Consider the following 25,035-nt stretch of genomic DNA (forward strand, 5'->3'; position numbering starts at 1 on the left):
TGCAACGAGGACGGCCGGTGGCTGGGTCAGGGGCGGTGGTTGGTGGCCTGGATCCCGAAGTCCGAGCGCAGGGCGCTCCTCTCGAGGAGGCGCTGCCACACGGGCCCCTGTGTCGACCAGTAGGTGAACACCTCGACGTGGAAACGCTCGGACAGCAGGTCCCGGATGGCTTCCTCGTCAACGCCCTGTCGCACGACGTGGTACTCGACCAGGTCGGACTCGACAGTCTCGTCGTACACCCCACGGAGCCGGCGGATCCGGGTGGCGAGGCCACGCGCGTAGTTGCCCTGCCCGAGCCGCCAGGCGAAGTAGGTGCCGCGGCTGGCCAGGTGGGAGGCGCGCGAGCGGCGCGGGTAGAACAGCGGGTCCTGGACGGAGAAGATCGCCCCGTCTGGAGCGATGAGGTCCTGGAGACGGTGGAAGAACTTGAGGTACTCGGGGATGTGGTGCACGACGCTGATCATCACCGCGAGGTCCCAGGTCTCGTCCTGGTCGAGCACGAACTCGCCGGTCTCGTCGTGGAACACCGACACCCGGTCATCGCCGGCGTACGACCTGCGCAGGTGGTCGGCGCTCGCCTCGCTGGCCTCGGTGACGGTCACCGTGGCACCGGCCGCCACGAGCACGTCGGTGAACGTGCCGTGCCCGGCACCGATCTCGAGCACCCGGCAGGCACCCGTGCGCGAGATGGCGTCGTGGACCAGGCCGGTCAGCCGTCCTTCGATGTCCTCGCGCAGCCGACGGTGCCGCAGGTGCGGCGATCCCTTGACGTAGTCATGCCCTGCCGCGTGCCCCGAATCCTGCGCACGAACGACACTGTCCCCGTTGTTCACGCCGTCAACAATTGCACATGCCAACCGCCGGGTACGCGGGAACCTGGAAACTCATACCCGTGAGTAGTCTTCCGCCATGAAGGAGCGCACCGCATGAGGGTCCTGGTCGACGCGCTGGCCGCCGACTTCGGTGGCATCCGGACCTACGTCGAGAACCTGCTGGCCAGCTGGGACGAACAGGCCGATGACTTGGGCGACCACCTGCTGGTGATGGTCCGGGAAGGCTCCGACCTCGACACCGGTCGGCACAGTCGTCACGAGGTGAGGATCCCGCGGCCCGGTCCGGTGGGCCGCCCGTTCAAGCAGTCCGTGGTCACCAGGAGACTGGTCACCGACTTCGGCGCGGACGCCGTCCTGGCGACGATGCCGTCCACCAGCCTCGTGCGCGTCGGCGTGCCCCTCGGCGTGGTCGTCCACGACCTCCGCCACGAGCTGCGCCCCGAGCAGTTCTCCCGCCCGCGCCGGCTGTTGCGCCGGGTCGCGTACGACCGGGCCTACGACCTGGCCGACGTGATCGTCTCGGTGTCGCAGCGGAGCCTCGACGACCTGTTCCGTCTGCACCCCGACCTGCGTACGACGACCGCGGCCGTCGTGCACCACGGAGCCGACCACGTGCTGGCGTGGCCCAGGCCCGAGCAGACGGGCCCCGCAGTCACGTTCGCGCACCACTCCAACAAGAACCCCGGCCTGGTCCTCGACGCCTGGGCCGACGGGCGACGTCGAGGGATGGCGATGCCGCCGCTGACCGTGCTCGGCACCGGCGGCCAGCGCACCGCCCTGGCCGCCCGGGTCGCCGAGCTGCGCCTGACCGACCTGGTCACCCTCGCGCCGTACCTGCCCGAGCCCGAGTTCCGCGCCACCATGGCCGGCGCGTCGATGATCGTCTTCCCCTCCGACTTCGAGGGCTTCGGACTACCGGTCGTCGAGGGCATGCTGCTCGGCATCCCGGTCGTGATCGGACCCGAGCCGGCCAGCCTCGAGGTCGCCGGCGGTCACGCCTCGGTGATGACGTCGTTCTCCGCACCTGCACTGGCCAATGCCGTCGTACGCGCCGCGGGCTTCGACGCCGACCGCCTCGAGGCGGCCCGCGCCCACGCCGCGGAGTTCACCTGGCGCCGCACCGTCCAGCAGACCCGCGCCGCCCTCCTAGCGTGCGGCGGCAGGTGACCCGGGCGTCGGGAACCAGCGCCACACCACGGCCGACTGGCCGCAGGTCCACATCGCGTTGACCACCCAGTAGACGAGCAGCGCCACCGGCACGACCCCGCCCGCGACGACCATGCCGACCGCGGACAACAGCGGCATCCACTGCTGCGCCTTGAGCATCGCCTCGGGCGCATCGGTCAGCACCGTGTTGGGCGCGACGAGGAACTTCTGGGTCACGAACGACAGGGCCGCCGCGGTGGCCGCGAGGCCAGCCACGACCAGCAGGTGCGTCGGCCCGCCACCGAGGTAGCCCCGGTCGGCCAGCGGCACGCCGACCAGCGTGGCCGCGCCCAGCGAGGCGACCAGACCGGAGCTCATCGCACCGACCGGCACACCGGCCGCGACGTCCGAGACGACCCGGTAGAGCGCGAACCAGATCGGCAGCTGCACCAGCAACGGCAGGCAGCCGAGACGTGAGACGCCGTGCTCGGCCGAGATCCGGCGCCGCTCGTCCAGGTAGGCCCGCATTCGTTCAGGGTCCTTGAGGTGGTCGCGATGCTGCTTGGCGAGCTCCTGCAGCTGAGGCCGGGCCCGCGCACCGGCGTGGGCCGTGCGCACGCCGTGCACCACCAGCGGCAGCAGGGCAAGGCGTACGACGACCACGACGGCGGCCAGGCAGACCAGCCAGGTGAGGCTGGACGTGGGTGCTGCGCCGAGGTGGGTGAGTGTGGTGTGGGCAGCGGCAACCACCGCTGCGAGGGCATGGGTCAACGGGTCGAGAAGAGACATGGAGTGCTCCAGGAGTTGGGATGGACGGACCTGACGGCTCGCGCGAGTGGCGAGGGTCAGGCGAGTCCGGGAGCACGTGGACGGATCGGGTGGTGGACGGGGTCGGTGACCCGGCCCAACGGCACGGGCGCGGCGTCACGACCGCGCGACGGCGAGGCGGCCAGCGCCCGGGCGGTGTGCCCGGCCATCGAGCTGCCGACGTGCGCGAGCGCCCCGACTGCGAGGGCGATGATGGCGAGCGCGACCGCCGCCAGGCCACCGTTCGACTCCGGCGTCGGGGCGAGCACGACAGGCGCCAGCAGGGCCAGGGCGGTGGCGACCAGCGACCCGATCAGCACGGAGGCACGCGCCCTGGCGTCGTCCTCCCGGTGGTTCATGCCGTCGAGCGTACGCCGGGGCGCAATCAGCCCCAGATGCCCGACTTGCCGACCAGCTTGCCCTTCATCGAGCTGGCCAGCTTCGGGAAGCGGCTGCGCAGCCGGCCGTACTCCTCCGGCAGGGCCAGCCGGGCACTCTTTGCCGCATCGCCCAGGAGCTCGCGGCTCTTCTTCTTCCACGACCTCCGTCGCCAGGCCGCAAAGGCCTCCGCGTCCGACGCGGCGAAGGCCGACGGCAGCGCCGAATCCTCGAGGCCCGCACTCGAGAGCCGGTAGGCCCGACGCAGCTGGCGAGAGATGCGCCTGCCCGACGAGTCGGTCCAGTAGGGGTACGCCGGCGCACCGCCGAGCGCCGAACGGTGCCGCAGCACCCGGTCGGCGTACTCACGGCACAGTGCGTCGACGGCCTCGCTCGAGCTGCGCAGCTCCGAGGTCGACCCGGTCTGGCGGGTCGACAGCTCGGTCGGGTTGTCAGGGTCGAACGCGTGGAAGTGGAAGAGCCGCAGCGGCTCGCCCGTGGTCAGCATGACGAGGCCGGACGAGTCGGCGCCGATCGGACGCTCGTGGAGGTTCACCACCGACACGTTGTAGCCGTAGTGGCGCAGGCTGCGGGCCTGGTAGAGCACGCTGCCGATGTCCATCCACTTCTGGTCGACGAACAGTCCCGAGAGGTAGTCGAAGAGGCACTCCTCCTTGAGGCGAGCCCACCACCAGTCGAGGAACTCCAGGGCCCGCCGGTCCCATGCGCCGAAGCCGAGGTTGTAGACGCCGACGGTGAGCAGGTGGCCCTGTGCGACCGGTCCCCCCTCGGGCAGCGGCTCGAGGAAGTGCGGGGTGAGCAGGATACCGCCGTCGCTGGCGTCGAGCTCCTTCGAGAGCTCCTCCATCGGCGCGGTGACGTAGGTGTCGGGATCGAGGTAGGCGACCTGCTCGGCCGTCTCGAGCACCCGCTTGAAGGCCAGCGGCTTGATCGCGGTGGCGAACTCGACGAGGTCGTAGATCATCGCCAGGTGGTCGACCTGCGCCTGGGGAAGGCCCAGGAACGCCGTGGAGACGAGGCGTACGCCGGGCAGGTCGGCGTGACTGATGTCGGGGAGCTCGGAGTCGTTCGCGCAGTCGATCAGCAGCACGACGAGCTCGGCGTCCGGGTGATGCTCGGCAAGGCTCTCGGCCAGCGACAACGCCTTCGGAAGGTAGTTGGTGGCGAGGATCGTGCAGTAGGTCAGGTCCGACATCGTGGCCTTCGCAGAAGAGTGGCGGTCGGCAGGTTCAACGACTGAGTCGAGGCCGGGATACGGGCATTTCGTGCGGCGTTCAACACGGTGATCCGGGCCACGTATGGGTGTTATGTTCCTGCGCGTGTCCACATCTGATGCAGTCCTCCGCGATCTCTACCTCGACCTCGTCAAGCGCAGCCTGACCGGCGCCCTGGCCGAGGACAACGACACGATTCTCGGTGGCGCACGCAGCGTCGGCACCGGCACTCTCGGTGAGCCGGGCCTCAACCGGGCAACCGCCACGCAGGTGCTCAAGCGTGGCGCGCACGCGGCCGGAAGGCTCGCGAACAGGTTCAACCTGGAAATCGCCTACAAGCGCCCGTACTCCCCCGAGCTGCGCGAGGTGGGGCAGGACTGGCCCTCGCGCTCGGAGTCGATGATCGGCCTGAAGCGGATGGACAACATCCAGGAGGCGATCGCCACGATCGAGGCCGAGGGTGTCCCCGGCGACCTGATCGAGACCGGCGTGTGGCGGGGCGGCGCGACGATCTTCATGCGCGCCAACCTCAAGGCGTGGGGCGACACCGCGCGCAAGGTGTGGGTGGCCGACTCGTTCCAGGGACTGCCCGAGCCGGATGCCGACCGGTATGCCGCGGACGCGGGCGACACCCACTACAAGTGGAGTGGTCTCGCGGTCGGCACCAAGATCGTCGAGCACAACTTCCGCAGGTACGACCTGCTCGACGACCAGGTCGAGTTCCTCGTCGGCTGGTTCAAGGACACCCTGCCGACCGCCCCGATCGACCAGCTCTCGCTCATGCGCCTCGACGGCGACATGTACGAGTCGACGATCCAGGCACTCGAGCCGCTCTACCCCAAGCTCGCCCCCGGCGGCTTCTGCATCATCGACGACTTCGGCAGCCACGCCTCCCAGGCCGGCCAGGCGGTGCTCGACTACCGCGCCCAGCACGGCATCACCGACGAGATCATCCAGATCGACGACTTCGGGGCCTACTGGCGCAAGAGCTGACTCCGGTCAGCCGCGACCGAGCCGCCGGTCGCGCTCTGCGGCGTGGGCGATGAACGCGTCGACGTCCTTGCCGGCGATCAGCGGGACGGCCTCGCGGACGTCCTCGTCGGGCCAGTCCCACCAGGCGATGTCGAGGAGCGCCTTGCGCTGCTCCTCGGGGAACCGGTAGGAGATCACCTTCGCCGGGTTGCCCCCGACGATCGCGTAGTCGGGCACGTCCTTGGTCACTACGGCGCCCGCGCCGATGATCGCGCCGTGGCCGATGCGGATGCCGGTGAGCACGATGGCGTTGTCGCACAGCCACACGTCCGAGCCGATCGACGAGTCCTCCGAAGGCATCGGGAAACCGTCCTTGCCGGCCCCCTCCATCTTCCAGAGGATGCGGTGCGGGTAGGTCGTCAACGCGTCCGTGGCGTGCCGTCCACCGAGCAGGATCAGCGCGTCACCGGAGATCGAGCAGTACTTCCCGATCGTCAGCTTCGTGTTGTCGTGGTCGAAGACCTTGATCATCGGCGGGCCGCCGTACGTGTGCTCCCCGACGGTCACCCGGCCGGCCTTGACCAGGCGGTTCAGGTTGGCGATGTTCTTGCCGATCACGGCGTCGCGGCCACGCAGCAGGGCGTATTTCACGAAGCGGAGGAAGTTCAGCACAGGTGGGGCCCCTTCACAGGTCGGTGTCTGTCTGGCCAACGAAGGCGGCCGGGGTGAGGTCACGCGTGCGTCGGGCGTGCCGCCCGCCCCGGGCACGACCCGTGTGGCCCCAGAAGACGGACCACCAGATTGCGGCGATCACGCCCTGACCGATCGCGCAGCCCCAGAACGCACCGACTGCCCCGTCGACCGCGGCGCCGGCCACCGTCAGCACCAGCAGGATCACTGTGCTGGCCACGTCGATCACCACGGTCTTCTGGATCGCGCGTACGCCGAGCAACCCGGAGCGCGGACCGGTGACCAGCGCCAGGAACACGATCTGCAGACCGGCCGGCAGCATCAACGGCTCGGTCACCTCCCAGGTCTCGCCGAGCACCGCACGACCCAGCCAGGTCGGCAGGAACAGCAGCACGAGCAGGTTCAGCACCGCCACCAGCACGGTGAGCACCGTCGTACGACGGGCATGGCGACGCAGCACGGCCCGACCGGCGTCGAGGTGCGCGATCTCGGCGATGCCGGCGGCCACCGACGCGGTCTGGAAGGTCATGAACGGCCGCACCAGCAGCAACGCGCCTCGCACGCCACCCAAGGCACGCGCTCCGGCGACGGCGGCGATCGCGACGGTCGTGGCCAGCGAGGCGCCGTACGTCGCGACGAACGAGAGCATGTAGCGCCAGGAGAAGCTCCACTTCGACCGGAGCCACGACAGGTTCGGGGTGATCCGGTGGTGGCGGTACTGCCAGAGGACCAGGAGCGCCGCGACGGCTCCGGTGCCGGCCCACGCCACCATGAACCAGGTGAGCGTCTGCCGGTCGAGCGCGAAGAGGGCCACGATCGCGGCGACGAGCAGGACCAGCCAGACCAGGTCGAGGGCCAGCGAGCGGGTCGGTCGGTGGGTCGCGAAGCCGAGATAGCGGCCGAGGTCGTGCAGCACGAGGAACGGCAGGCTCACCGCCAGGACCAGCAGGCCGTTGCGCAGGTCGGCGTCGAAGAAGTGCGCCACGAGGCCGCTGGCCAGCACCACCAGCGCGATCAAAGATCCGACCACGCTGGCCGACCCGATCACCGCTCCCGGACGCTCCACGGCCTCCTCGGGGTGCACCAGGACGGGCTCGCAGACCATCGCCCGGGCCAGCCCCTGGGCGGTCACGTAGACCATGAAGATGATGCCGAAGAGCCCGAAGGACGCGACGCCGAGGAAGCGTGCAGCCAGCACGGCGATCAGCAGGTTCGAGGCGCCCGAGACGACCTGGTCGATCGTGATCACGCTCAGTCGACGGCCCGCCGACCCCACCGACTGCTTGCTCTGACTCAAGCCATCCCTCGTTGTCCTCGGCCCCTGGCTGCGATCCTCCGGCAACGGACGGCCGCGGGTAGCGTAACCGAACACGTCTCCCGGACGTTTCCCTTACAACGCGCCTGATGCGGCGCGGCTACGCCCTTCACCATCGAGCACTGCCACCCGGAGGTTTCGCTTGTCGCCGTCAACACCCGAGGCGCGTGCCCACGACGGCGCAGTCCGCGAGTGGGCCACCCGGGCCGTCCAGTGGGATCCCGCCCGCAACACCATCAAGCGCGGCGTGCACCTTGCCGCCCGGGCGCGCGGCGTACGTCTGGAGCGCTCCGGCCGGGTGCCGGCGATCGCGAACCTCTACGCCGCCGGGTCGCCCAAGGCCGGCAGCCAGTGGATGAAGGCGCTCCTCGACCACCCCGTCGTACGCCGCCACACGGGGCTGTTCACGTTGCCCCAGCTCGACTACCAGCTGAAGCCCTCCAAGCCGTTCCCGGCGGGGACGTTCGTCCCGGGCCTCTACTTCAGCCACGACGAGTACCTCGCGATGACGCACCGCCACCCCTACCGCCTGATCTACATGTTCCGCGACCCGCGCGACCTCTTCGTCTCCGGCTACTTCTCCGCGATCGGCACGCATCGGCCGGTCGCCGGCTACGAGGACTTCCGTGAGGACCTGCGGTCGAAGCCGATCGAGGAGGGGCTGCTCGAGGTGATCCGCCTCGGCGGCTCGCGACTGCTCGAGATGGCCACCTGGCTCGATGTCGACGACCCGAATGTCGCGACGTTCAAGCTCGAGGAGGTCTCGGCCGATGCCCGCACCAACCTGTCCGCGATCTTCAAGCACTGCGAGATCGACCTCACGCCCGACGAGTTCGAGACCGTGCTGTCCGACGTCTCCCGCGAGGCGTTGCAGGTCAAGGACCTGGCCCAGCGCGACGCCGGGTCCGAGTCGCACTACCGCCTCGACCGCAAGACCTTCCGCGACCTGTTCAACGAGGAGCACTACGCGGCCGTCGAGGCCCTCTCGCCGGGCCTCGCCGAGCGACTGGGGTATCCCGCATGAACGGCCCCGGCATGACGACGTCCGAGCCCGCGGCGCCGCCCACGGCCGCGACCGGTGACGACCACTTCCAGCCCGGTGAGACGCTGGCCCGCCTCTATCCCGAGGCTGCGGTCGGCGGCTTCACCCGGCACGACGGCTTCGTCGACTTCTACACGCGGGTCAACGCCCTGCTGACGCCCGAGTCGGAGGTGCTCGACTTCGGCGCCGGCCGTGGCCAGTGGGCCCACGACCCGATGCCGGCCACCCATCTGGCGCTGCGGTCCTTCCACGAGCGGGTGCGCCGAGTGGTCGGCATCGACGTCGACACCGCCGTCATCTCCAACCCCACGCTCGAGGACGCCCTGGTCGTGCCCCCGGGCTCACCGATTCCGTACCCCGACCAGAGCTTCGACCTGGTGCTGGCCGACTACGTGCTCGAGCACGTCACCGAGGCCGACGCACCCGGTGTCGCCGCCGAGGTGCTGCGCGTGCTGAGGCCCGGCGGCTGGTTCGCCGCGCGTACGCCGAACAAGTGGGGACTGATCGGACTCGGCGCCCGGTCCGTGCCGAACCACCTGCACACCCGGGTGCTCTCCAGGCTCCAGCCCGGCCGCAAGGCGGAGGACGTGTTCCCGGTGGAGTACCACATGAACACCCGACGACACCTCGCACGGCTCTTCCCCGAGCCGAACCGGCTGGTCGTCTACGGCCACAGCTCCGAGCCGACCTACATGGGCAACTCCGTGCCGGCCTGGCGGGCCGCGCAGTTCCTCGACCGGCTCACCCCGCCCCGTCTGGCCTCCACCCTGATGGTGTTCGTCCAGAAGGCCTGACGCCGACAGGAGCGTGCTCCTAGAGCCGGGCCAGCGCCGCCAGCACCTGTTCCTTGCGCGGCGCCCCGGTCGCCCGGGTGACCTCCCGGCCGTGCGGGTCGAGGACCAGCGTGGTCGGCGTACGCAGGATGCCCACGCGGCGGACCAGCTCGAGGTGGTGCTCGGCGTCGACCTCGATGTGCTCCACCCCGGGGACGATACCGGCGATGTCGGACAGCACCCGCCGGGTGGCGCGGCACGGGGCGCAGAACGCGCTGGAGAACTGCAGGAGCGTGGCCTTCTCCCCCAGCGTGTGCTCGATGTCGGTGGCGTCGAGGATGCTCTCGACCCGCTCCTCCTCGACCTCGGGCGCGCCGTGCACCTTGTGCGTGCCGCGGAACCGGCCGTCGGCGTACGCCCGCCACACCCCGAACGCCAGGGCGAGGGGTACGACGACGAGCAGGACGATCTGGCCGGTGGTCACGTGAGCCTCAACCGACGTGCGCCGCCGGGTGTTCCCGGCTCAGCCACCGGCGAACGGCGGTAGGAACTCCACCGACTGGCCGGGTCGCACCCGCACGGTGTCCGGATCCTGCCTCCCCGCGGGCTCGTCGTCGACCAGCACCGAGCACACCCCGATGACCCGCTCGAGGGTGTCGGAATCGGGGTGCAGGGCCAGCGCGCGGGCCCGGACCTCGGTCAGCGTGAGCGGCCCTTCGACCGCGAGCACGTCCTCGTTCACGCCCGACGCAGCCCGCGCGGAGGCCCAGTAGCGCACGATGATCTGCGTCTCTCTCTGCGGCGACGCAGCGGAATCAGGGGTCATGACCGATATCCTTCCTTATCTGCGTCTGCGGATCACCACGTGGAAGGAGCGCCCGTGAGCACACTTCTCCTACTGACCAGCGCCCTCCAACCGTCAGCCGACGTGCTTCCGGGGTTGGCCCTGCTCAACCACCAGGTCCGCATCCTCCCCTCCGAGGGCAGCGCCCTGCTCGAGGCGCCCGACGCCGACCTGCTCCTGGTCGACGGGCGCCAGGAGCTGGCCCACGCGCGTGACCTCTGTCGCCTGATCCGCACGACCGGCTCCGACGCCCCTGTCCTGCTGATCACCACCGAGGGTGGCCTCGCGGTGGTCGCAGCCGACTGGGGCATGGACGACGTCGTGCTGCACACCTGCGGACCGGCCGAGCTCGAGGCCCGGATCAAGCTCGCCATCGGCAGGCTGGCCCAGCAGCGCGAGGCCGACGATCCCGACGCCCACGTGATCCGCAGCGGCGAGGTGGTCGTCGACGACGCGACGTACACCGCCAAGCTCGGCGGCCGCACGCTCGACCTGACGTTCAAGGAGTTCGAGCTGCTGAAGTTCCTGGCCCAGCACCCGGGTCGGGTCTTCTCGCGCCAGCAGCTGCTCCAGGAGGTCTGGGGCTACGACTACTTCGGCGGTACCCGCACCGTCGACGTGCACGTACGCCGCCTCCGCGCCAAGCTCGGACCGGAGCACGAGACGCTGATCGGCACCGTCCGCAACGTCGGCTACCGCTTCATGGTGCCGACCAAGGAGAAGGAAGACGCCGCACAATCGGCCCAGGAGTCCGCCGACTCCTGACCCGGGGTGGCTAGGGTCGCCCCATGACCTCCGCACTGCTGACCGAGATCACCGCGCTCGACGACGAGGTCCTGACCGCCCTGCAACGGATCCGCGCGGCGTGCGCGACCGGCGACCGGCAGGACCCGCTCGACGAGTCGGCCACCCTGCGCCTCAAGAACCGCGGACTCGAGGGCTCGCGCCTGTGGCTGATCGGCGACTCCGGCTTCGCCCTGCTGCACGACGAGGGCGTCGACCTCGCGGTGGCGCCCTCCGCACGCGGTGCCGGCTTCGGTACGACGCTCGCGGCCGAGGCCGCACCCCTGACACATTCGGCGTGGTCCCACGGCGACCACCCGGCGGCCGCCGTGCTCGCGAAGCGTCACGGCTTCGACCGCGCCCGCGAGCTGTGGGTGATGCGTCGTCCCGTCTCCAGCGAGCTGCCCGCATCCTCAAGCACGGTTGAGATCCGCGGGTTCCAGCCGGGCGACGAGGCCGAGCTCCTGCGGGTCAATGCGGCGGCCTTCGCGCACCACCCCGAGCAGGGTTCGATGGACGCCGAGAACCTCGCGGAGCGGATGGCCGAGCCGTGGTTCGACCCGGCCGGCCTGCTCGTCAGCTTCGACGGCGACCACATGCTGGGGTTCCACTGGACCAAGCGGCACTCCGCCTCCACCGGCGAGGTGTACGTCGTCGGCATCGCCCCGGAGGCGCAGGGGCGCGGCCTCGGGAAGGCGCTGACCCTGGCCGGCCTGGAGCACCTGGCCGACCGGCTCACGTCCGACGGAGAGGTCATCCTCTACGTCGAGTCCGACAACCTGCCTGCGCGGGCGGTCTACGAGGGGCTGGGCTTCACCCACGCGCCGAGCGACACGCACGTGCAGTACCGCCACCCGCACTAACGGAGGGCGATCGCCAGGCGCGAGGCGATGTCGGCGACCGCGGCCGGACCCGACGTACCGACCCCGACGGTGTTGAAGAACCCGTGCATCAGGCCCGGTTCGCGTCGGTGCGTGACCGCCACTCCTGCTGAGCGCAGGTGCTCGGCGTACGCCTCACCCTCGTCGCGCAGCGGGTCGAAGCCGGCGGTCACCACGTGGGCCGGGGCCACCCCGGCCGGGATCGTGCCGAGCAGCGGCGAGACCCGCGGGTCCTTGCGGTCCTCGTGGTCAGGCACGTAGCTCTCGAGCGCGAGCTCGATGAACTCGTCGGTGAGGAAGAACCCCTGGCCGAACATCCGCCGGCTCTCCGTGGTGCCGACACAGTCGGTCATCGGATAGACCAGCAGCTGCCACACGGGCGGAACGTCGTCGTCGACCGTGGCCAGTGCCACCGTCGCGGCCAGGTTGCCGCCGGCCGAGTCACCGCCGACCGCGATCCGGTCGAGGTCGACCTTGAGCGAGGACGCCCGCGAGACCACGGTGCGGAACGCGGCCACCGCGTCGTCGTACGCCGCGGGGAACGGCGCCTCGGGCGCCAGCCGGTAGTCGACGGAGATGAGCTGTACGCCGGACCGCTCGGCCAGGAAGCGGCAGGCCTGCTCGTGCGTGCTGTGCCCGCCGCCGTAGATGAAGCCTCCGCCGTGGAGGAAGACCAGCGTCGGTCGCTGCTCGGAGCCCAGCAGCGTCGTCGGGACGTAGACCCGCGCGGGGATCCCGGCGAGAGAGATGTGCGCGGTCGACCCGATCGGCTGGTTGCCGCCGACCAGGACGCTCTGCGCGGCCAGCCGCTCGCGGCCGTCGGGGATCGGCAGGGTCTCGGCGGCCGTCTCACGAGCCACCTTCTGCAGCCGCAGCAGCAGCTGCGTGTCGACGTCGAGGGTCGCTCCGTCGAGCACGACCGGCTTGCCGGCGAGCCGGCGCTTGACCCCTGCGGGGAGGCTCAGCGCACCGGCCACGGTCAGCTTCTTGAGGCGATCTTCCAGAGACATGTCGAGAAACCTACCCGCGGTACGCCGGATCCGTGCGTGACGCACACCACGCGGGACGTCCCCAGCCATTCCAGTCGCTCGTGGGTGGCTGGTGGCTCTTCATCGCGCTGCGAACAGCCACCAGCCACCAACCAAGCCCACCCCCGCTGGCCCTTCCTCCGTTCGGCCCTGTCCATCAGATCGGCGGAGGTCGCCGGTCCAGAATCTCATCAAGAGTCAGTTCGGGCGTGAGATGAAGCGGACGAACGAGGGTCCAGGCGCGCGGCATACGCGACGTTGCTGCCCGCGCACGGGCGGCATGCATGCGCGGCACCATGATCTTGGCCGCCAGTTCGCCCCGCACCGCGGCGAAGTACTCGAGTCCATGGTTGCGCAGTCGCTGCTCTCGCGTGTTGTCCCTTCCTCGCTGAGGATCCGCGTCGTGATGGATCCCGTCGTACTCCCCGACCACTCCGGCCACGCGGTCGAGCAGGTCGGGGCGGGCCAGGAATCTGCCGCTCGAGCTGTAGAGGGTCGGGTTGCACAGCGGCCGCGGCAACCCCGCGTCCACCTCCCAGATGAGACGCATCTGCACCTCTTGGCGCGATTGGGCACCCTCTGATGCCAGCTCCAGCGCGGCGCGGAGAGTCGGCATCCCCACTCGTCGGGGCGCGGCATCGACATAGACGCCGAAGCGGGCGAGCGAGGTGAACTGCGCGTGGCACGCCATGTCGATCACCTCGACCGCCAGGCGTACGTCGTCGCTGTGCCGCATCTCGTCCTGGATCGCTCGGTCAACGCTGGTGCAGCGGGCGCCCAGCCGGTGGACGATCTCATCTGGCCTGAATCCCTCGCGATGTACGCGCGCTCCTTCCAGCTCACGGCGATGGCGCCCGCGGGCAGCTACCACCGGTACAGGGAGTTCCCGCATGCGGTGGTCACGGCCGTCGAAGTACGGAGCACCGGCCAGGCGCAGGCTGGCCCATCCGGTGATCGCGGCGTCCGGGGGCAGCGCCGCCGCAACCTCGACGATGCGTTGGGTCGTCTCGTCGTAGATCGCGTCCGAGGGGACGAACCGGTTCGGCGACGTACGCCGCCAGTGCGGGCCACGCGACTGGCCGTATGTCGGGCCCCGCTGCCCCGACGGGTCCACGGCCACGGGTACGACGAATTGCGGGCGCGCGATCCGGGGCGGTGGATCGAGCATCCATGCGCCTTCGAGGGGATCCTTCGGCAAAGCCATGACGACGAGCATCTCCGAAGTCACGGGGTCGCGGGCCCGTCCTCCACAGGCCACGGTGGGCTGAGACTGCTCCACCGACAGATCCACCCCTTCGTTGGTGGCTGGTGGCTGTTCGCGGCGCCATGAAGAGCCACCAACCACCAACGAAGCCCGCGATCGCCCGACCGGGCGCTCGCCGACTGCCCGAGTGCGCGGGAATCCTTCGTCACCTGCCGTTCACCATGCGGTGCCACACTCGGTGGCATGACGCACGACAGCCTCCCCTCGCACACGGCCGGATCACTCGACGAGGGGCCTGTCGACGCCGGGCTCCGCGTGGTGGGAGGCAGTGAGACCTTTGACGTCGAGCCGCCGTACGTCCCCGGCAAGGGTGAGCTGCCCCTCGAGGACTTCCCCGACCGGTTCCTCGACCGCGAGCTCAGCTGGCTGCACTTCAACCAGCGGGTGCTGGAGCTCGCCGAGGACGAGGAGCAGCCGCTCCTCGAGCGGGCCCGGTTCCTGGCCATCTTCGCCAGCAACCTCGACGAGTTCTTCATGGTGCGGGTGGCCGGCCTCAAGCGCCGGATCGCCGCTGGAGTCGCCGTACGCGCGGCCAGCGGACACCTGCCGCGCGAGGTCCTCGACACCATCTGGGTCGGGACCAAGGAGCTGATGGCACGCCACGCGGCCGTCTTCGGCGACCAGATCGTGCCGGCGCTCAAGAACGAGGGCATCGAGCTGGTCCGCTGGGACGACCTCGACAAGGACGAGCAGAAGCAGTGCAAGCGGCTGTTCAAGGAGCGGGTCTTCCCGGTCCTGACGCCGCTGGCCGTCGACCCGGCCCACCCGTTCCCCTACATCTCGGGGCTCTCCCTCAACATCGCCGTGCTGGTGCGCAACCCGAAGACCAAGAAGGAGCACTTCGCCCGGGTCAAGGTGCCGCCGATCTTCAGCCGGTTCGTGCCCGTCGGCAACCAGCGGTTCGTGCCGCTCGAGGACGTCATCGGCGAGCACCTCAAGCGCCTCTTCCCCGGCATGGAGGTGCTCGAGGCGCACACCTTCCGGGTCACCCGCAACGAGGACCTCGAGGTCGAGGAGGACGACGCCGAGAACCTGCTCGCCGCCCTCGAGAAGGAGCTGCTGCGTCGCAAGTTCGGCCCGTCGGTGCGCCTCGAGGTCGAGGAATCGATCAACCCGCGAATCCTCGACCTGCTGATCTCCGAGCTCGGCGTCACCCCCGAGGAGGTCGTGCAGCTGCCCGGCCCGCTCGACCTGCGCGGACTCCACGACATCGCCGACCTCCCCCGCGAGGAGCTCAAGTACGCCGCGTTCGTGCCGAGCACCCACGAGCTGCTGGCCGAGGTCGAGTCCGCGAGCCCGGTCGACGTGTTCAAGGCCGCGCGCCGACACGACGTGCTCCTCCACCATCCCTACGACTCGTTCTCGACGTCGGTCCAGAGGTTCATCGAGCAGGCTGCCGCCGACCCGCACGTGCTGGCGATCAAGCAGACGCTCTACCGCACCTCAGGTGACTCGCCGATCATCGACGCCCTCGTCGACGCGGCCGAGTCCGGCAAGCAGGTGCTGGTGATCGTGGAGATCAAGGCCCGCTTCGACGAGTCCAACAACATCCGCTGGGCCCGCAAGCTCGAGCACGCCGGCTGCCACGTGGTCTACGGACTGGTCGGCCTCAAGACCCACTGCAAGCTGTCGATGGTGGTGCGCGACGAACCCGAGGGCATCCGCCGCTACACCCACATCGGCACCGGCAACTACAACCCGAAGACCGCCCGCCTCTACGAGGACTTCGGCCTGATCACCGCTGACCAGGCGATCGGCGAGGACGTCGCGCACCTGTTCAACAACCTGAGCGGCTTCTCGCGCAACGCGTCCTACGACCAGCTGCTGGTCGCGCCCGACAGCGTCCGCGAGGGCCTGATCGAGCAGATCCACGCCGAGATCGAGCACCACCTGGCCGGGCGCCCCGCGCGGATCCGGCTCAAGGCGAACTCGATCGTCGACGAGGCCACCATCGACGCGCTCTACCTGGCCTCGCAGGCCGGCGTACCCGTGCATCTCCTCGTGCGCGGCATCTGCGCCGCGCGCCCCGGCGTACCCGGCCTGTCGGAGACGATGGAGGTCCGTTCGATCCTCGGCCGGTTCCTCGAGCACAGCCGGGTCTTCGAGTTCGCCGGCGGCGGTACGCCGGTCGCCTGGATCGGCTCCGCCGACCTCATGCACCGCAACCTCGACCGACGGGTCGAGGTGCTGGTCAAGCTGCCCACCGAAGACCTGGTCACCCGCGTCGCCAACGTGCTCGACCTGGCGTTCGACGCCGACACGGCCGCCTGGACGCTCGGCTCCGACGCCGACTGGACCCGCACCGAGGGCACCCAGTCGCTGCACCAGATGCTGATCGCCCGCCAGCGCCGCAACAAGCGCTGAGCGTCTAGCAGGTGGCGAGCAGCACCGGCCCGGCGGCGAGGTTCGCCATCGGGTAGCCGTCGCGCAACGCCGTGGCGGTGAGTACGACGTCCGCGTCGTCGGCCTCCGTCGTGGGGTCGGAGAACACGTCGGAGTAGGCCACCATCTGACCTGGGTCCTCGGCCGTGGCCAGCGAGCCGCGTGAGGAAGCGTTGCGCTCGGCCTGGTCGTCGTCGGCGAATCGGAACACCACGGAGAGCTGCTCGTCGGCCGACAGCGCGACCAGGTAGCCCTTCAGTGGCGACACCCCGCCGGCGTCGTCGACCAGACCGTCGGCGACCGTCTGGGTCGCCTCGTCGGCCTGGCTCATCGAAAGCGCCTCGCAGGCGTAGTCCTCCAGGAACACTGTCGCGTCGAGCGGGTCGTCCTCGAGCGGGTCGGTGAGCGGGGTGACGTCGAGGCCGTCCTCGTCGCCCGTGACGGTCTTCATCGCGCTGCGCAGGTAGGTGGCCGAGTCGGAACCGACCAGGAGGCCCTCCTCCTCCACGAAGGCCACGCTCTGCAGCTCGTTGTTGGTGAGCCCGAGCGACGCGAGCACGTCGGGCCCGCCCTCCCACACGGCGCCGTCCATGCGCTTCGACGACGGCTCGGTGTAGCCGGCCCCCTTGAACGCGGAGGCGACGTCATCGAGATCACCGGGCAGCTTGACGACCACGACCATGCCCTCGCGGGAGTGGCCCAACAGCTCCCAGTCGGCGTCGAGCGGGTCGAAGCCGAGCTGTGCCTCGATGTCATCGGCCGACCCGGCGAGCGAGGAGACCGACAGGTCGCGGTCCGTGGCGGCGGTGTAGACGTCGGAGTCACCCACCTCGTCGCGCACCCGCTCCCAGTCGGTCCAGGTCACCCGCAGCGTGTCGTCCGGCAGCAGCGCGGCCGCCTTCTCGAAGTCGCTGTCCCGCGGCCACACGAACCAGCCGACCGCCGCCGCAACTGCGGCGATGACGACCACCACCACGGTGAACAGGGCGACACGTCGACGGGACATCCGGGAGAAACCACCTCACGCCTGGGCAACGGACGCGGACCGGTCCGCGCACAAGGACATACGCTAGCGGCATGCCGCAGGCCGACATCATTGCCGCCGGTGCCGTGATCGTCCGCAAGGGCGGGGACGTGCTCATGGTGCACCGCCCGAAGTACGACGACTGGTCCTTCGCCAAGGGGAAGGTCGACCGCGGGGAACACGTCACGGCGTGCGCCGTCCGCGAGGTGCGCGAGGAGACCGGACTCGACGTACGCCTGGGCCGGCCGCTGCCCGACCAGCACTACCGAGTCGGGACCCGCGACAAGGTCGTGCACTACTGGGTCGGCCGGGTCGTGGGCAGCGACGACGTGTCCGGCTACGCGCCGAACGACGAGATCGACGAGGTCCGCTGGGTCCCCGCCGACAAGGCCGAGCAGCTGCTGACCTATCCCCGCGACCGGGAGACGCTCGCGCTGGCCCGTGCCGCCAGGGGCCGTACGACGACCCTGGTGGTGCTGCGCCACGCCAAGGCCCGGGCTCGCTCCTACTGGCGCACCGACGACCGCCTGCGCCCGCTGCTCAAGGTGGGCGCGGCCCAGGCGGAGCGCATCGTGCCCGTGCTGGCGGCGTACGACGTCCGCAGGCTGGTGTCCTCCTCCTCCAACCGGTGCGTGCAGACGCTGCTGCCGTACGCCGACGCGACCGCACGCGACATCGACACCCGTGACGCCCTGAGCGAGGAGGACGCCACCGCCGAGGGCGTGCTCGACGTGGTCGACGCGCTCGTCGAGGGCGGCAAGCGCACGGTGCTGTGCACCCACCGACCGGTGCTGCCCGACGTCTTCTTCACCCTCGGCCTGGCCGATCCCGGGCTCGAACCCGGCCAGATGTTCGTCGTTCACCTGCGCGACGGCTCGGTGGTCGCCACCGAGTGTCATCTGGTGCGCTGAATCCGGGCTGAGTCAAGAGGCCCACGGGGCAGTTCACGTGATGGCCGTCTCTTCTCCGCCCACCGGCGACCAAAGGGCCGACCAGCGTTCACCGCTCGTTCACCGAGGCCGAGCAATCCGGTCACTTGGAGGGCTTTCACTCACTGGTGTCATCAACATCAAAACATCAGGAGCACTGAAGTGAAGCGCACTTCTTTCCGTAGCATCGCGGCACCCGCAATCGCGACGATCGCCGTCTTCTCCCTTGCTGCCTGCGGTGGGGGAAATGACAGCAACACCGACCTCGAGGGCGACGCCGGCGACACCTCCGTCTACGAAGGCCTGTCCGGCACCCTCGCCGGTGGTGGCGCTTCGTCCCAGGGCTCGGCCCAGGACGCCTGGATCGCTGGTTTCTCCACGGTCGCCAGCGGCGTGACGGTCACCTACGACCCGCAGGGCTCCGGCGCCGGCCGCGAGAACTTCATCTCCGGCGGCTACAAGTTCGCGGGCACCGACGCCTACCTCAGCGACGAGGAGGGCGAGCTGACCGAAGCCACCAAGACCTGCGGCACAGCGCCGATCCAGATCCCCAACTACGTCTCGCCGATCGCGGTCATCTTCAACGTCGACGGCGTCGAGAACCTCAACCTCGCGCCCGACGTGCTGGCCGACATCTTCGCCGGCAAGATCAAGAAGTGGAACGACCCGCGCATCGTCGCTGACAACAAGGACGAGAAGCTCCCGAACGCGGACATCCGCCCCGTGCACCGCTCCGACGAGTCGGGCACCACGGAGAACTTCACCGACTACCTCGACGCGGTCGCCAAGAAGAACTGGACGGCCGGTGTCGTCGAGACGTGGCCCAAGCAGTTCGGTGGCGAGGGTGCCAAGGGCACCGACGGTGTCGTGAAGTCCGTGACCGACGGTGAGAAGAACGCCATCGGCTACGCCGACGCCAGCAAGGCCGGCGACCTGGGCGTGGCCAAGATCAAGGTCGGCGACGCGTTCGTCGAGCCGTCCGCCGACGCTGCCGCCAAGATCCTCGAGGTCTCCCCCGAGGCCGAGGGCGCCGGCGACACCGCGATGATCTACGACCTCGACCACACCACCACCGAGGACGGCGTCTACCCGATCGTGCTCACGTCGTACCTCCTGGCCTGCCAGAAGTACGACGACGAGGCGACCGCCAAGCAGGTCAAGGGCTACCTGACCTACATCCTCTCCGACCAGGGCCAGACCATCGGCTCCGAAGAGGCCGGTTCGGCCCCGCTCTCCGACGACCTGCGCACCCGCGCCCAGGAAATCGTCGCCAAGATCGGATCCTGATCGCTCAACAGGCTCAGGGGGTCGGGCCCGAAGTCGGGTCCGGCCCCCAGTTTTGATTCCACCCCCCGTCCTGCAGTTCTTGGAGGTTCAGTGAGCACCATGGTCGACCCGGGCCCCGAGGCCCCCGAGGCCCCGCCGGTAGAGGCGAAACCGCCGACCCGCCTCGGCGACCTGCTGTTCAGCAAGGTCTCGCTGGTCTCCGGTCTCATCGTGATCCTCTTCCTGGCCGGGGTGGGCACCTTCCTGCTCATCCAGGGCCTACCCGCCCTCGACGCCTCCGGTGAGGCGACGTACGGCGAACCCGACATCTGGAAGTTCGTCGGGATGCTGCTCTACGGCACGATCTACGCGTCGTTGATCGCGATCGTGATCGTGACCCCGTTGGCCGTCGGCCTGGCGCTGGTCATCTCGCACTACGCACCCAAGGCGCTGGCCAAGCCGGTCGGCTACCTGGTCGACCTGCTGGCCGCCGTACCCTCGGTCGTCTTCGGCCTCTGGGGGCTCGAGGTGCTCGCCCCCAAGCTGCTCCCGGCGTACAAGTGGCTCAACGAGCACTTCAGCTGGATCCCGCTCTTCGACGGCTCGGTGAACTCGCGTTCGCTGCTGACCGCGTCGATCGTGCTGGCGCTGATGGCGCTGCCGATCGTGACCGCGCTGCTGCGTGAGATCTTCGCCCAGACCCCGCGGGCCCACGAGGAGGCCGCACTGGCCCTCGGCGCCACGCGGTGGGAGATGATCCGCCTCGCGGTCTTCCCCTACGCCCGCTCCGGCATGGTCGCCGCGATCCTGCTCGGCCTGGGCCGTGCCCTCGGCGAGACGATGGCGGTGGCCATGGTGCTCTCCGCGACCGGCACCGGCTACCTCACGCTGAGCATCATCTCGGCGGAGAACCCGAACACCATCGCCGCCTTCATCGCCAACAACTACGCGAACGCCTCGGGCGACAAGATCAACACGATGATCTTCGCCGGCCTCGCCCTGTTCCTCCTCACTTTCGTCGTCAACTTCGCGGGCCGCTGGATCGCCACCCGCGGCCAGAACAAGGGGTGAGGTCATGACCCACACCGAAATCGCCGCACCGCAGGAGATGGCCATCCGGGCCGGCCAGCTGCCGCGCGCCGCGACGCTGCTGACCGTGGTCTTCGCGGTCGCCATCGGTGGCGTCGCCGGAATGTTGCTCGGCTCCGGATTCGCCGTCATGGTGCTGCTGGCCTGGCTGGTGTTCCTGGTCAGCCTGACCGCCTGGTCCACGGCCGTCGAGGGACGCCGCAAGGCCACCGACCGCCTGGTCAACGCCCTGGTCTGGTCGACCTTCGCGGTCGCCATGATGCCGCTGCTCAGCCTGCTCTACACGGTGATCGTGAAGGGCGGCCCGGTGCTCACGCCGAGCTTCCTGCAGAGCGACATGACGGGCTTCGCCTCGCTCGGCCAGGGCGGTGGCATCTACCACGCGATCATGGGCACGATCATGGTCACCGCGATCGCCGCGATCATCGCGATCCCCGTTGGCCTGTTCACCGCGATCTACCTGGTCGAGTACAGCGCGGGCTCCCGCCTGGCGAAGGTGATCACCTTCCTGGTCGACGTGATGACCGGCATCCCCTCGATCGTGGCGGGCCTGTTCGCCCTGTCGCTGTTCATCGTGCTGACCGGCGACCCGCTGCCCCGCCTCGGGCTCGGTGGCGGTGTCGCCCTGTCGCTCCTGATGATCCCGACCGTGGTCCGCTCCGTCGAGGAGATGCTGAAGCTGGTGCCCGACGACCTGCGCGAGGCGTCGTACGCCCTGGGTGTGCCGAAGTGGCGCACCATCGTCAAGGTCGTGCTGCCCACCGCGGTGGCCGGCATCGTCACCGGCATCACCCTGGCCATCGCCCGCGTGGCCGGTGAGACCGCGCCGCTGCTGCTGATCTGCGGCACGTTCCCCGAGGCGAACTGGAACCCGTTCAGTGGTGCGGTCCAGACCCTGCCCGTCTACATCTACAGCTCGCTGAACGGCACCACCGACGCCAAGTACGGCGACATCTGGACCGACCGGGTCTGGGGCGCCGCCCTGGTCCTGATCATCATCGTGATGGCGCTCAACCTCATTGCCCGCATCATCGGCAACATCTTCGCCCCCAAGACCGGGCGCTGAACGTAAGGAATCTGCACACCATGGCCAAGAGCATCGACGTCAAGGACCTCGACATCTACTACGGCGACTTCCTCGCCGTACAAGGCGTCAACGTCCACATCAAGGCACGGTCGGTGACCGCGTTCATCGGACCGTCCGGTTGTGGCAAGTCCACCGTGCTGCGGTCGCTGAACCGCATGCACGAGGTGATCCCGGGCGCCCGGGTCGAGGGCAAGGTCGTCGTCGACGGCCAGTCCTTGTACGGCGCCGGGGTCGACCCGGTCGCCGTACGCCGGCAGATCGGCATGGTCTTCCAGCGGCCGAACCCGTTCCCGACGATGTCGATCTACGAGAACGTCCTCGCCGGCAACCGGCTCAACGCCCGCAAGCTGAAGAAGCCCGAGGCCGACACGATCGTCGAGAAGTCGCTGCGTGGCGCGAACCTCTGGAACGAGGTGAAGGACCGCCTCGCCAAGCCCGGCATGGGCCTCTCCGGCGGCCAGCAGCAGCGCCTGTGCATCGCCCGCGCGATCGCCGTCGAGCCCGAGGTGCTGCTGATGGACGAGCCGTGCTCGGCCCTCGACCCGATCTCGACCGCGGCCGTGGAGGACCTGATCCACGAGCTCAAGTCCGACTACACGATCGTGATCGTCACCCACAACATGCAGCAGGCCGCCCGCGTCTCCGACGACACCGGCTTCTTCAACCTGAAGGCGGTCGGCGAGCCCGGTCACCTGGTGGAGTTCAACCCCACCACCAAGGTGTTCTCCAACCCCGACGAGTCCGCCACCGAGGCCTACATCTCCGGCCGCTTCGGATAGTCCCTGACGTTTCGGCCCTTCCGTCGCGATACTCCCTGACGTTTCGGCCCTTCCGCCGCGATACTCCCTGACGTTTCGGCCCTTCCGCCGCGATACTCCCTGACGTTTCGGCCCTTCCGCCGCGATACTCCCTGACGTTTCGGCGCTTCCCTGAACGCTTGTCTCACGAGATCTTGCGCCGAAGGCGCAACAGGGCAACGCGCTCGGACTCGCCAAGGTTCCGTCGCTCTTCGACCGTGAAGGTCGGGATCCACCACCTCGGCAGCTCGGTCGTCCAGTGCCGACGGGACGGCGCCGCGAACTGCGCCCGTTCTCGCGTCGCCCGCATCCGACCGGCCAACGACTCGCGAAAAGTGGTCTCACCGCGACGCACCGTCAAGCATTCGAGCCCCACGTTGCGAAATCGCTCAAGCCGGGTAGCGTCGATGACCTCTCTGCCCGGTGCCAGATGGACGCCCCCGTCGTACTCCATGACCACTCCGGCGACCTCGTCCAGCAGGTCGGGCGTGCCGAGGTGATTGCCGTACCTGTCGAAGATGGGTCGATTGGCCATCGGCTTCGGAAGCTCTGCGTCGATCTGCCAGACCAGGCTTGTCCGCTGCTCCCAGGGCGACCATGAGTTTTCTTCCAGGAACGCGCTGGCCTCGCGCAGCTGGGGCGCCCCCGTCCATCCCGGATGCTCGAGCCCATGCGCGCAGATCTCGTGTGCCGTGACCAGGTCGGAGTACGCCGCCATACTGAACGCCACGGACGCTTCCCGCATGCTGGTCGCATATCGCATCTCGTGCGTCAGGGACCGCACCGGATCGGTCGTGACCACACCGTCGACGACCGTGAGATCTGTCGGCAAGAGCCGCTCCTCGACCACCACGAATCCTGGCTGGCTCCGGATGTTGCGGTCACCAGTCAATATCCGGATGGGCAGCTGGGTCGCACCGTCAGGTGCGTACCCGTCGAACCACACCGCGCCATACCAGCGCAGACTCGCCCACCCGGTGATGCCCGCCCCGAGCGGCATGACCACGCTCGCTTCCACGATGCGCTGCTCGGCCCGATCCCCGTCGACGTACGCAGGCACGTAGAAGCCACGCGATGAGCGACGCCAGCCCGGACCACGCGCTGCCTTCGCCGAAGGCCCACCCGGCCGCCCTACTCGGACCGGGAGGACCAGGCCATCCCGGTGAGCAGCCGGCCAGGGACACGTCAGATCACCACCGTGGGAGACGGCGTACGGCGGCCCTCCCCGCGCACCGATCGAGGGATGTGCTTCCTGTTCGCGCATGCACGGATGGTGCACCGAACCGGCAATCTCTCGCTCGCGTCATCCACAGGTACGCCGGCCGCACTGCGAGAACAACCTTGGTCGAGGGCCGAAACGTCAGGGAGTATCCCGAAGCTGGGGCCGAAACGTCAGGGAGTATCCCGAAGCTGGGGCCGAAACGTCAGGGAGTATCGAGAAGGGGGAAGCAGGTCAGCCGATGAAGATCTCGAGGGGGAAGTGGAGCAGGTAGTAGCAGATCACGGCGGCGAGGCCGGCCATCGGGAAGGTGAGCACCCAGGCCGTCACGATCGACTTTGCCACGCCCCAGCGCACGGCCGAGAAGCGCTTGGTGGCGCCGGCGCCCATGATCGCGGAGGTGATCGTGTGGGTCGTCGAGATCGGCGCGTGGAACGCGAACGCGGTCGTGTAGAGCACACCCGCACCGACCATCTCGGCGGAGAAGCCGCGCGGCGGGTCGAGGTGGATGATCCGGCGGCCGAGGGTGCGCATGATGCGCCAGCCACCGGAGTAGGTGCCGGCCGAGATCGCACCGGCGGCCGCGATGACCACCCAGAGCGGCAGCTCGTCACCGGCCGCGGCATGCCCGCTGGTGACCAGGGCCAGGAAGATCACGCCCATCGTCTTCTGCGCGTCCTGGAGGCCGTGGCCCAGGGCCAGGCCGGCCGCCGAGACGGTCTGCATCAGGCGGAAGCCGCGGTTGACCTTGTGGGGGTTGGCGCGACGGAAGAGCCACATGATCAGCAGCATCACCAGGAACGCGGCGACGAAGCCGAACAGCGGCGAGAGCACCATCGGTATGAGCACCTTGTCGATGATCGTCTTCCACGAGACCGTGGCGCCGCCCACGAGCGCGGCGCCGACGAGGCCGCCGATCAGGGCGTGGGAGGACGACGAGGGCAGCCCGAAGTACCACGTGACGAGGTTCCACACGATCGCCCCGAGCAGGCCGGCCATCACGATGACCAGCCCGTGTTCGACGTCGAACCCACTGGTGTCGATCACGTCGCTGACCGTGTGCGCGACCTCCTGGCCGAGCAGCGCGCCGACGAAGTTCATCACCGCGGCGAGGATCAGGGCGACGCGTGGGGTCAGCGCACGGGTCGAGACCGACGTGGCGATCGCGTTCGCCGCGTCGTGGAAGCCATTGGTGTAGTCGAACGCGAGGGCGACGACGACCACCGCGATGACAATCGCGAGTTCCATCCG

General features: G+C 69.3%; 25 protein-coding genes. 12 read left to right on the top strand and 13 right to left on the bottom strand.

Annotated elements, in window-relative coordinates:
• Window positions 1-26: 26 nt before the first annotated feature.
• Complete coding sequence (locus tag ASD30_RS14575) at window positions 27-833, bottom strand: class I SAM-dependent methyltransferase (RefSeq protein ID WP_200951155.1); 807 nt, start codon at window positions 831-833, stop codon at window positions 27-29.
• Window positions 834-926: 93 nt separating this feature from the next.
• Here ASD30_RS14575 and ASD30_RS14580 point away from each other — a divergent pair, with 93 nt between their 5' ends.
• Window positions 927-2,000: a glycosyltransferase gene (locus ASD30_RS14580; protein ID WP_056682721.1), complete on the top strand. Its 1,074-nt coding sequence runs from the start codon at window positions 927-929 to the stop codon at window positions 1,998-2,000.
• On the opposite strand, the gene yidC is transcribed toward ASD30_RS14580, so the two are convergent.
• Genes yidC through ASD30_RS14595 form a run of 3 tightly spaced genes read right to left on the bottom strand, consistent with a single transcriptional unit; the run spans window position 1,980 to window position 4,380 of the window.
• Window positions 1,980-2,768, bottom strand: a complete 789-nt coding sequence (yidC, locus tag ASD30_RS14585; RefSeq protein ID WP_056682724.1) for a membrane protein insertase YidC — start codon at window positions 2,766-2,768, stop codon at window positions 1,980-1,982. The genes ASD30_RS14580 and yidC overlap by 21 nt on opposite strands.
• Before the next feature lie 56 nt (window positions 2,769-2,824).
• On the bottom strand, window positions 2,825-3,145 hold the full coding sequence (locus ASD30_RS14590; protein WP_056682728.1) for a hypothetical protein: 321 nt from the start codon (window positions 3,143-3,145) through the stop codon (window positions 2,825-2,827).
• A 26-nt stretch (window positions 3,146-3,171) separates the two neighbouring features.
• Window positions 3,172-4,380, bottom strand: coding sequence for a hypothetical protein (locus ASD30_RS14595; protein WP_056682731.1), 1,209 nt, complete (start codon window positions 4,378-4,380; stop codon window positions 3,172-3,174).
• A 124-nt stretch (window positions 4,381-4,504) separates the two neighbouring features.
• Here ASD30_RS14595 and ASD30_RS14600 point away from each other — a divergent pair, with 124 nt between their 5' ends.
• A complete protein-coding gene (locus ASD30_RS14600) occupies window positions 4,505-5,392 on the top strand; it encodes a TylF/MycF/NovP-related O-methyltransferase (protein ID WP_200950123.1) in 888 nt (295 codons plus the stop codon).
• 6 nt (window positions 5,393-5,398) lie between these two features.
• Here ASD30_RS14600 and ASD30_RS14605 read toward each other — a convergent pair whose 3' ends face one another.
• Complete coding sequence (locus ASD30_RS14605) at window positions 5,399-6,043, bottom strand: CatB-related O-acetyltransferase (RefSeq protein ID WP_056682734.1); 645 nt, start codon at window positions 6,041-6,043, stop codon at window positions 5,399-5,401.
• A gap of 13 nt (window positions 6,044-6,056) precedes the next feature.
• Entirely contained in the window at window positions 6,057-7,358 is a 1,302-nt protein-coding gene (locus ASD30_RS14610; protein ID WP_162250973.1) for an oligosaccharide flippase family protein, read from the bottom strand.
• Window positions 7,359-7,518: 160 nt separating this feature from the next.
• Here ASD30_RS14610 and ASD30_RS14615 point away from each other — a divergent pair, with 160 nt between their 5' ends.
• The gene (locus ASD30_RS14615; protein WP_056682742.1) at window positions 7,519-8,400 is read left to right on the top strand and encodes a sulfotransferase domain-containing protein; all 882 of its coding nucleotides are present in this window, start codon (window positions 7,519-7,521) and stop codon (window positions 8,398-8,400) included.
• On the top strand, window positions 8,397-9,212 hold the full coding sequence (locus tag ASD30_RS14620; protein ID WP_082563848.1) for a class I SAM-dependent methyltransferase: 816 nt from the start codon (window positions 8,397-8,399) through the stop codon (window positions 9,210-9,212). Before ASD30_RS14615 ends, ASD30_RS14620 begins: the two co-directional genes overlap by 4 nt.
• A 19-nt stretch (window positions 9,213-9,231) precedes the next feature.
• Here ASD30_RS14620 and ASD30_RS14625 read toward each other — a convergent pair whose 3' ends face one another.
• Window positions 9,232-9,675 carry a TlpA family protein disulfide reductase gene (locus ASD30_RS14625; RefSeq protein WP_056682745.1) on the bottom strand — a complete coding sequence of 148 codons (444 nt, stop codon included), beginning with the start codon at window positions 9,673-9,675 and terminating at the stop codon, window positions 9,232-9,234.
• Between the two features lie 39 nt (window positions 9,676-9,714).
• A complete protein-coding gene (locus tag ASD30_RS14630; RefSeq protein WP_056682747.1) occupies window positions 9,715-10,017 on the bottom strand; it encodes a MoaD/ThiS family protein in 303 nt (100 codons plus the stop codon).
• 54 nt (window positions 10,018-10,071) lie between these two features.
• Here ASD30_RS14630 and ASD30_RS14635 point away from each other — a divergent pair, with 54 nt between their 5' ends.
• Together ASD30_RS14635 and mshD are read left to right on the top strand one after the other, a co-directional pair.
• Window positions 10,072-10,800, top strand: coding sequence for a response regulator transcription factor (locus tag ASD30_RS14635; RefSeq protein WP_056682750.1), 729 nt, complete (start codon window positions 10,072-10,074; stop codon window positions 10,798-10,800).
• Window positions 10,801-10,823: 23 nt separating this feature from the next.
• Complete coding sequence (mshD, locus tag ASD30_RS14640; RefSeq protein ID WP_056682753.1) at window positions 10,824-11,681, top strand: mycothiol synthase; 858 nt, start codon at window positions 10,824-10,826, stop codon at window positions 11,679-11,681.
• Here mshD and ASD30_RS14645 read toward each other — a convergent pair.
• Entirely contained in the window at window positions 11,678-12,709 is a 1,032-nt protein-coding gene (locus ASD30_RS14645) for an alpha/beta hydrolase (RefSeq protein WP_056682756.1), read from the bottom strand. The genes mshD and ASD30_RS14645 overlap by 4 nt on opposite strands.
• A gap of 175 nt (window positions 12,710-12,884) precedes the next feature.
• Window positions 12,885-13,943 carry a hypothetical protein gene (locus ASD30_RS14650; RefSeq protein ID WP_156393655.1) on the bottom strand — a complete coding sequence of 353 codons (1,059 nt, stop codon included), beginning with the start codon at window positions 13,941-13,943 and terminating at the stop codon, window positions 12,885-12,887.
• Window positions 13,944-14,174: 231 nt separating this feature from the next.
• Between ASD30_RS14650 and ASD30_RS14655 the strand changes: the two genes are divergently transcribed.
• On the top strand, window positions 14,175-16,355 hold the full coding sequence (locus tag ASD30_RS14655; RefSeq protein WP_082599602.1) for an RNA degradosome polyphosphate kinase: 2,181 nt from the start codon (window positions 14,175-14,177) through the stop codon (window positions 16,353-16,355).
• Between the two features lie 4 nt (window positions 16,356-16,359).
• On the opposite strand, the gene ASD30_RS14660 is transcribed toward ASD30_RS14655, so the two are convergent.
• On the bottom strand, window positions 16,360-17,379 hold the full coding sequence (locus ASD30_RS14660) for a hypothetical protein (protein WP_056682764.1): 1,020 nt from the start codon (window positions 17,377-17,379) through the stop codon (window positions 16,360-16,362).
• A 71-nt stretch (window positions 17,380-17,450) separates the two neighbouring features.
• On the opposite strand from ASD30_RS14660, the gene ASD30_RS14665 reads away from it, so the two are divergent.
• The 5 genes from ASD30_RS14665 to pstB all read left to right on the top strand — a co-directional run bounded on the left by ASD30_RS14665 (window position 17,451) and on the right by pstB (window position 22,547).
• A complete protein-coding gene (locus ASD30_RS14665; protein ID WP_056682766.1) occupies window positions 17,451-18,308 on the top strand; it encodes an NUDIX hydrolase in 858 nt (285 codons plus the stop codon).
• 180 nt (window positions 18,309-18,488) lie between these two features.
• On the top strand, window positions 18,489-19,613 hold the full coding sequence (pstS, locus tag ASD30_RS14670; protein ID WP_056682769.1) for a phosphate ABC transporter substrate-binding protein PstS: 1,125 nt from the start codon (window positions 18,489-18,491) through the stop codon (window positions 19,611-19,613).
• A 99-nt stretch (window positions 19,614-19,712) separates the two neighbouring features.
• The gene (gene pstC / locus ASD30_RS14675) at window positions 19,713-20,663 is read left to right on the top strand and encodes a phosphate ABC transporter permease subunit PstC (RefSeq protein ID WP_056685040.1); all 951 of its coding nucleotides are present in this window, start codon (window positions 19,713-19,715) and stop codon (window positions 20,661-20,663) included.
• A gap of 4 nt (window positions 20,664-20,667) precedes the next feature.
• Window positions 20,668-21,747, top strand: coding sequence for a phosphate ABC transporter permease PstA (pstA, locus tag ASD30_RS14680; RefSeq protein ID WP_056682772.1), 1,080 nt, complete (start codon window positions 20,668-20,670; stop codon window positions 21,745-21,747).
• A gap of 20 nt (window positions 21,748-21,767) precedes the next feature.
• The gene (gene pstB, locus ASD30_RS14685; RefSeq protein WP_056682775.1) at window positions 21,768-22,547 is read left to right on the top strand and encodes a phosphate ABC transporter ATP-binding protein PstB; all 780 of its coding nucleotides are present in this window, start codon (window positions 21,768-21,770) and stop codon (window positions 22,545-22,547) included.
• Window positions 22,548-22,710: 163 nt separating this feature from the next.
• On the opposite strand, the gene ASD30_RS14690 is transcribed toward pstB, so the two are convergent.
• On the bottom strand, window positions 22,711-23,583 hold the full coding sequence (locus ASD30_RS14690) for a hypothetical protein (protein ID WP_235532591.1): 873 nt from the start codon (window positions 23,581-23,583) through the stop codon (window positions 22,711-22,713).
• A 435-nt stretch (window positions 23,584-24,018) separates the two neighbouring features.
• Complete coding sequence (locus tag ASD30_RS14695; protein WP_056682781.1) at window positions 24,019-25,032, bottom strand: inorganic phosphate transporter; 1,014 nt, start codon at window positions 25,030-25,032, stop codon at window positions 24,019-24,021.
• Window positions 25,033-25,035 lie beyond the last annotated feature (3 nt).

Origin of the sequence: Nocardioides sp. Root140 (assembly GCF_001426745.1) — a bacterium.
Lineage (GTDB): Bacteria > Actinomycetota > Actinomycetes > Propionibacteriales > Nocardioidaceae > Nocardioides.

Excerpts from the sequence above, each read along its gene's own strand:
- ASD30_RS14655 (WP_082599602.1), top strand. The coding sequence starts at position 14,175 with ATGACGCACGACAGCCTCCCCTCGCACACGGCCGGATCACTCGACGAG.
- ASD30_RS14660 (WP_056682764.1), bottom strand. The coding sequence starts at position 17,379 with ATGTCCCGTCGACGTGTCGCCCTGTTCACCGTGGTGGTGGTCGTCATC.
- mshD (WP_056682753.1), top strand. The coding sequence starts at position 10,824 with ATGACCTCCGCACTGCTGACCGAGATCACCGCGCTCGACGACGAGGTC.
- pstB (WP_056682775.1), top strand. The coding sequence starts at position 21,768 with ATGGCCAAGAGCATCGACGTCAAGGACCTCGACATCTACTACGGCGAC.
- ASD30_RS14650 (WP_156393655.1), bottom strand. The coding sequence starts at position 13,943 with ATGCTCGTCGTCATGGCTTTGCCGAAGGATCCCCTCGAAGGCGCATGG.
- ASD30_RS14665 (WP_056682766.1), top strand. The coding sequence starts at position 17,451 with ATGCCGCAGGCCGACATCATTGCCGCCGGTGCCGTGATCGTCCGCAAG.
- ASD30_RS14620 (WP_082563848.1), top strand. The coding sequence starts at position 8,397 with ATGAACGGCCCCGGCATGACGACGTCCGAGCCCGCGGCGCCGCCCACG.
- pstC (WP_056685040.1), top strand. The coding sequence starts at position 19,713 with ATGGTCGACCCGGGCCCCGAGGCCCCCGAGGCCCCGCCGGTAGAGGCG.
- ASD30_RS14595 (WP_056682731.1), bottom strand. The coding sequence starts at position 4,380 with ATGTCGGACCTGACCTACTGCACGATCCTCGCCACCAACTACCTTCCG.
- ASD30_RS14590 (WP_056682728.1), bottom strand. The coding sequence starts at position 3,145 with ATGAACCACCGGGAGGACGACGCCAGGGCGCGTGCCTCCGTGCTGATC.
- yidC (WP_056682724.1), bottom strand. The coding sequence starts at position 2,768 with ATGTCTCTTCTCGACCCGTTGACCCATGCCCTCGCAGCGGTGGTTGCC.
- ASD30_RS14695 (WP_056682781.1), bottom strand. The coding sequence starts at position 25,032 with ATGGAACTCGCGATTGTCATCGCGGTGGTCGTCGTCGCCCTCGCGTTC.
- ASD30_RS14645 (WP_056682756.1), bottom strand. The coding sequence starts at position 12,709 with ATGTCTCTGGAAGATCGCCTCAAGAAGCTGACCGTGGCCGGTGCGCTG.
- pstA (WP_056682772.1), top strand. The coding sequence starts at position 20,668 with ATGACCCACACCGAAATCGCCGCACCGCAGGAGATGGCCATCCGGGCC.
- ASD30_RS14630 (WP_056682747.1), bottom strand. The coding sequence starts at position 10,017 with ATGACCCCTGATTCCGCTGCGTCGCCGCAGAGAGAGACGCAGATCATC.
- ASD30_RS14580 (WP_056682721.1), top strand. The coding sequence starts at position 927 with ATGAGGGTCCTGGTCGACGCGCTGGCCGCCGACTTCGGTGGCATCCGG.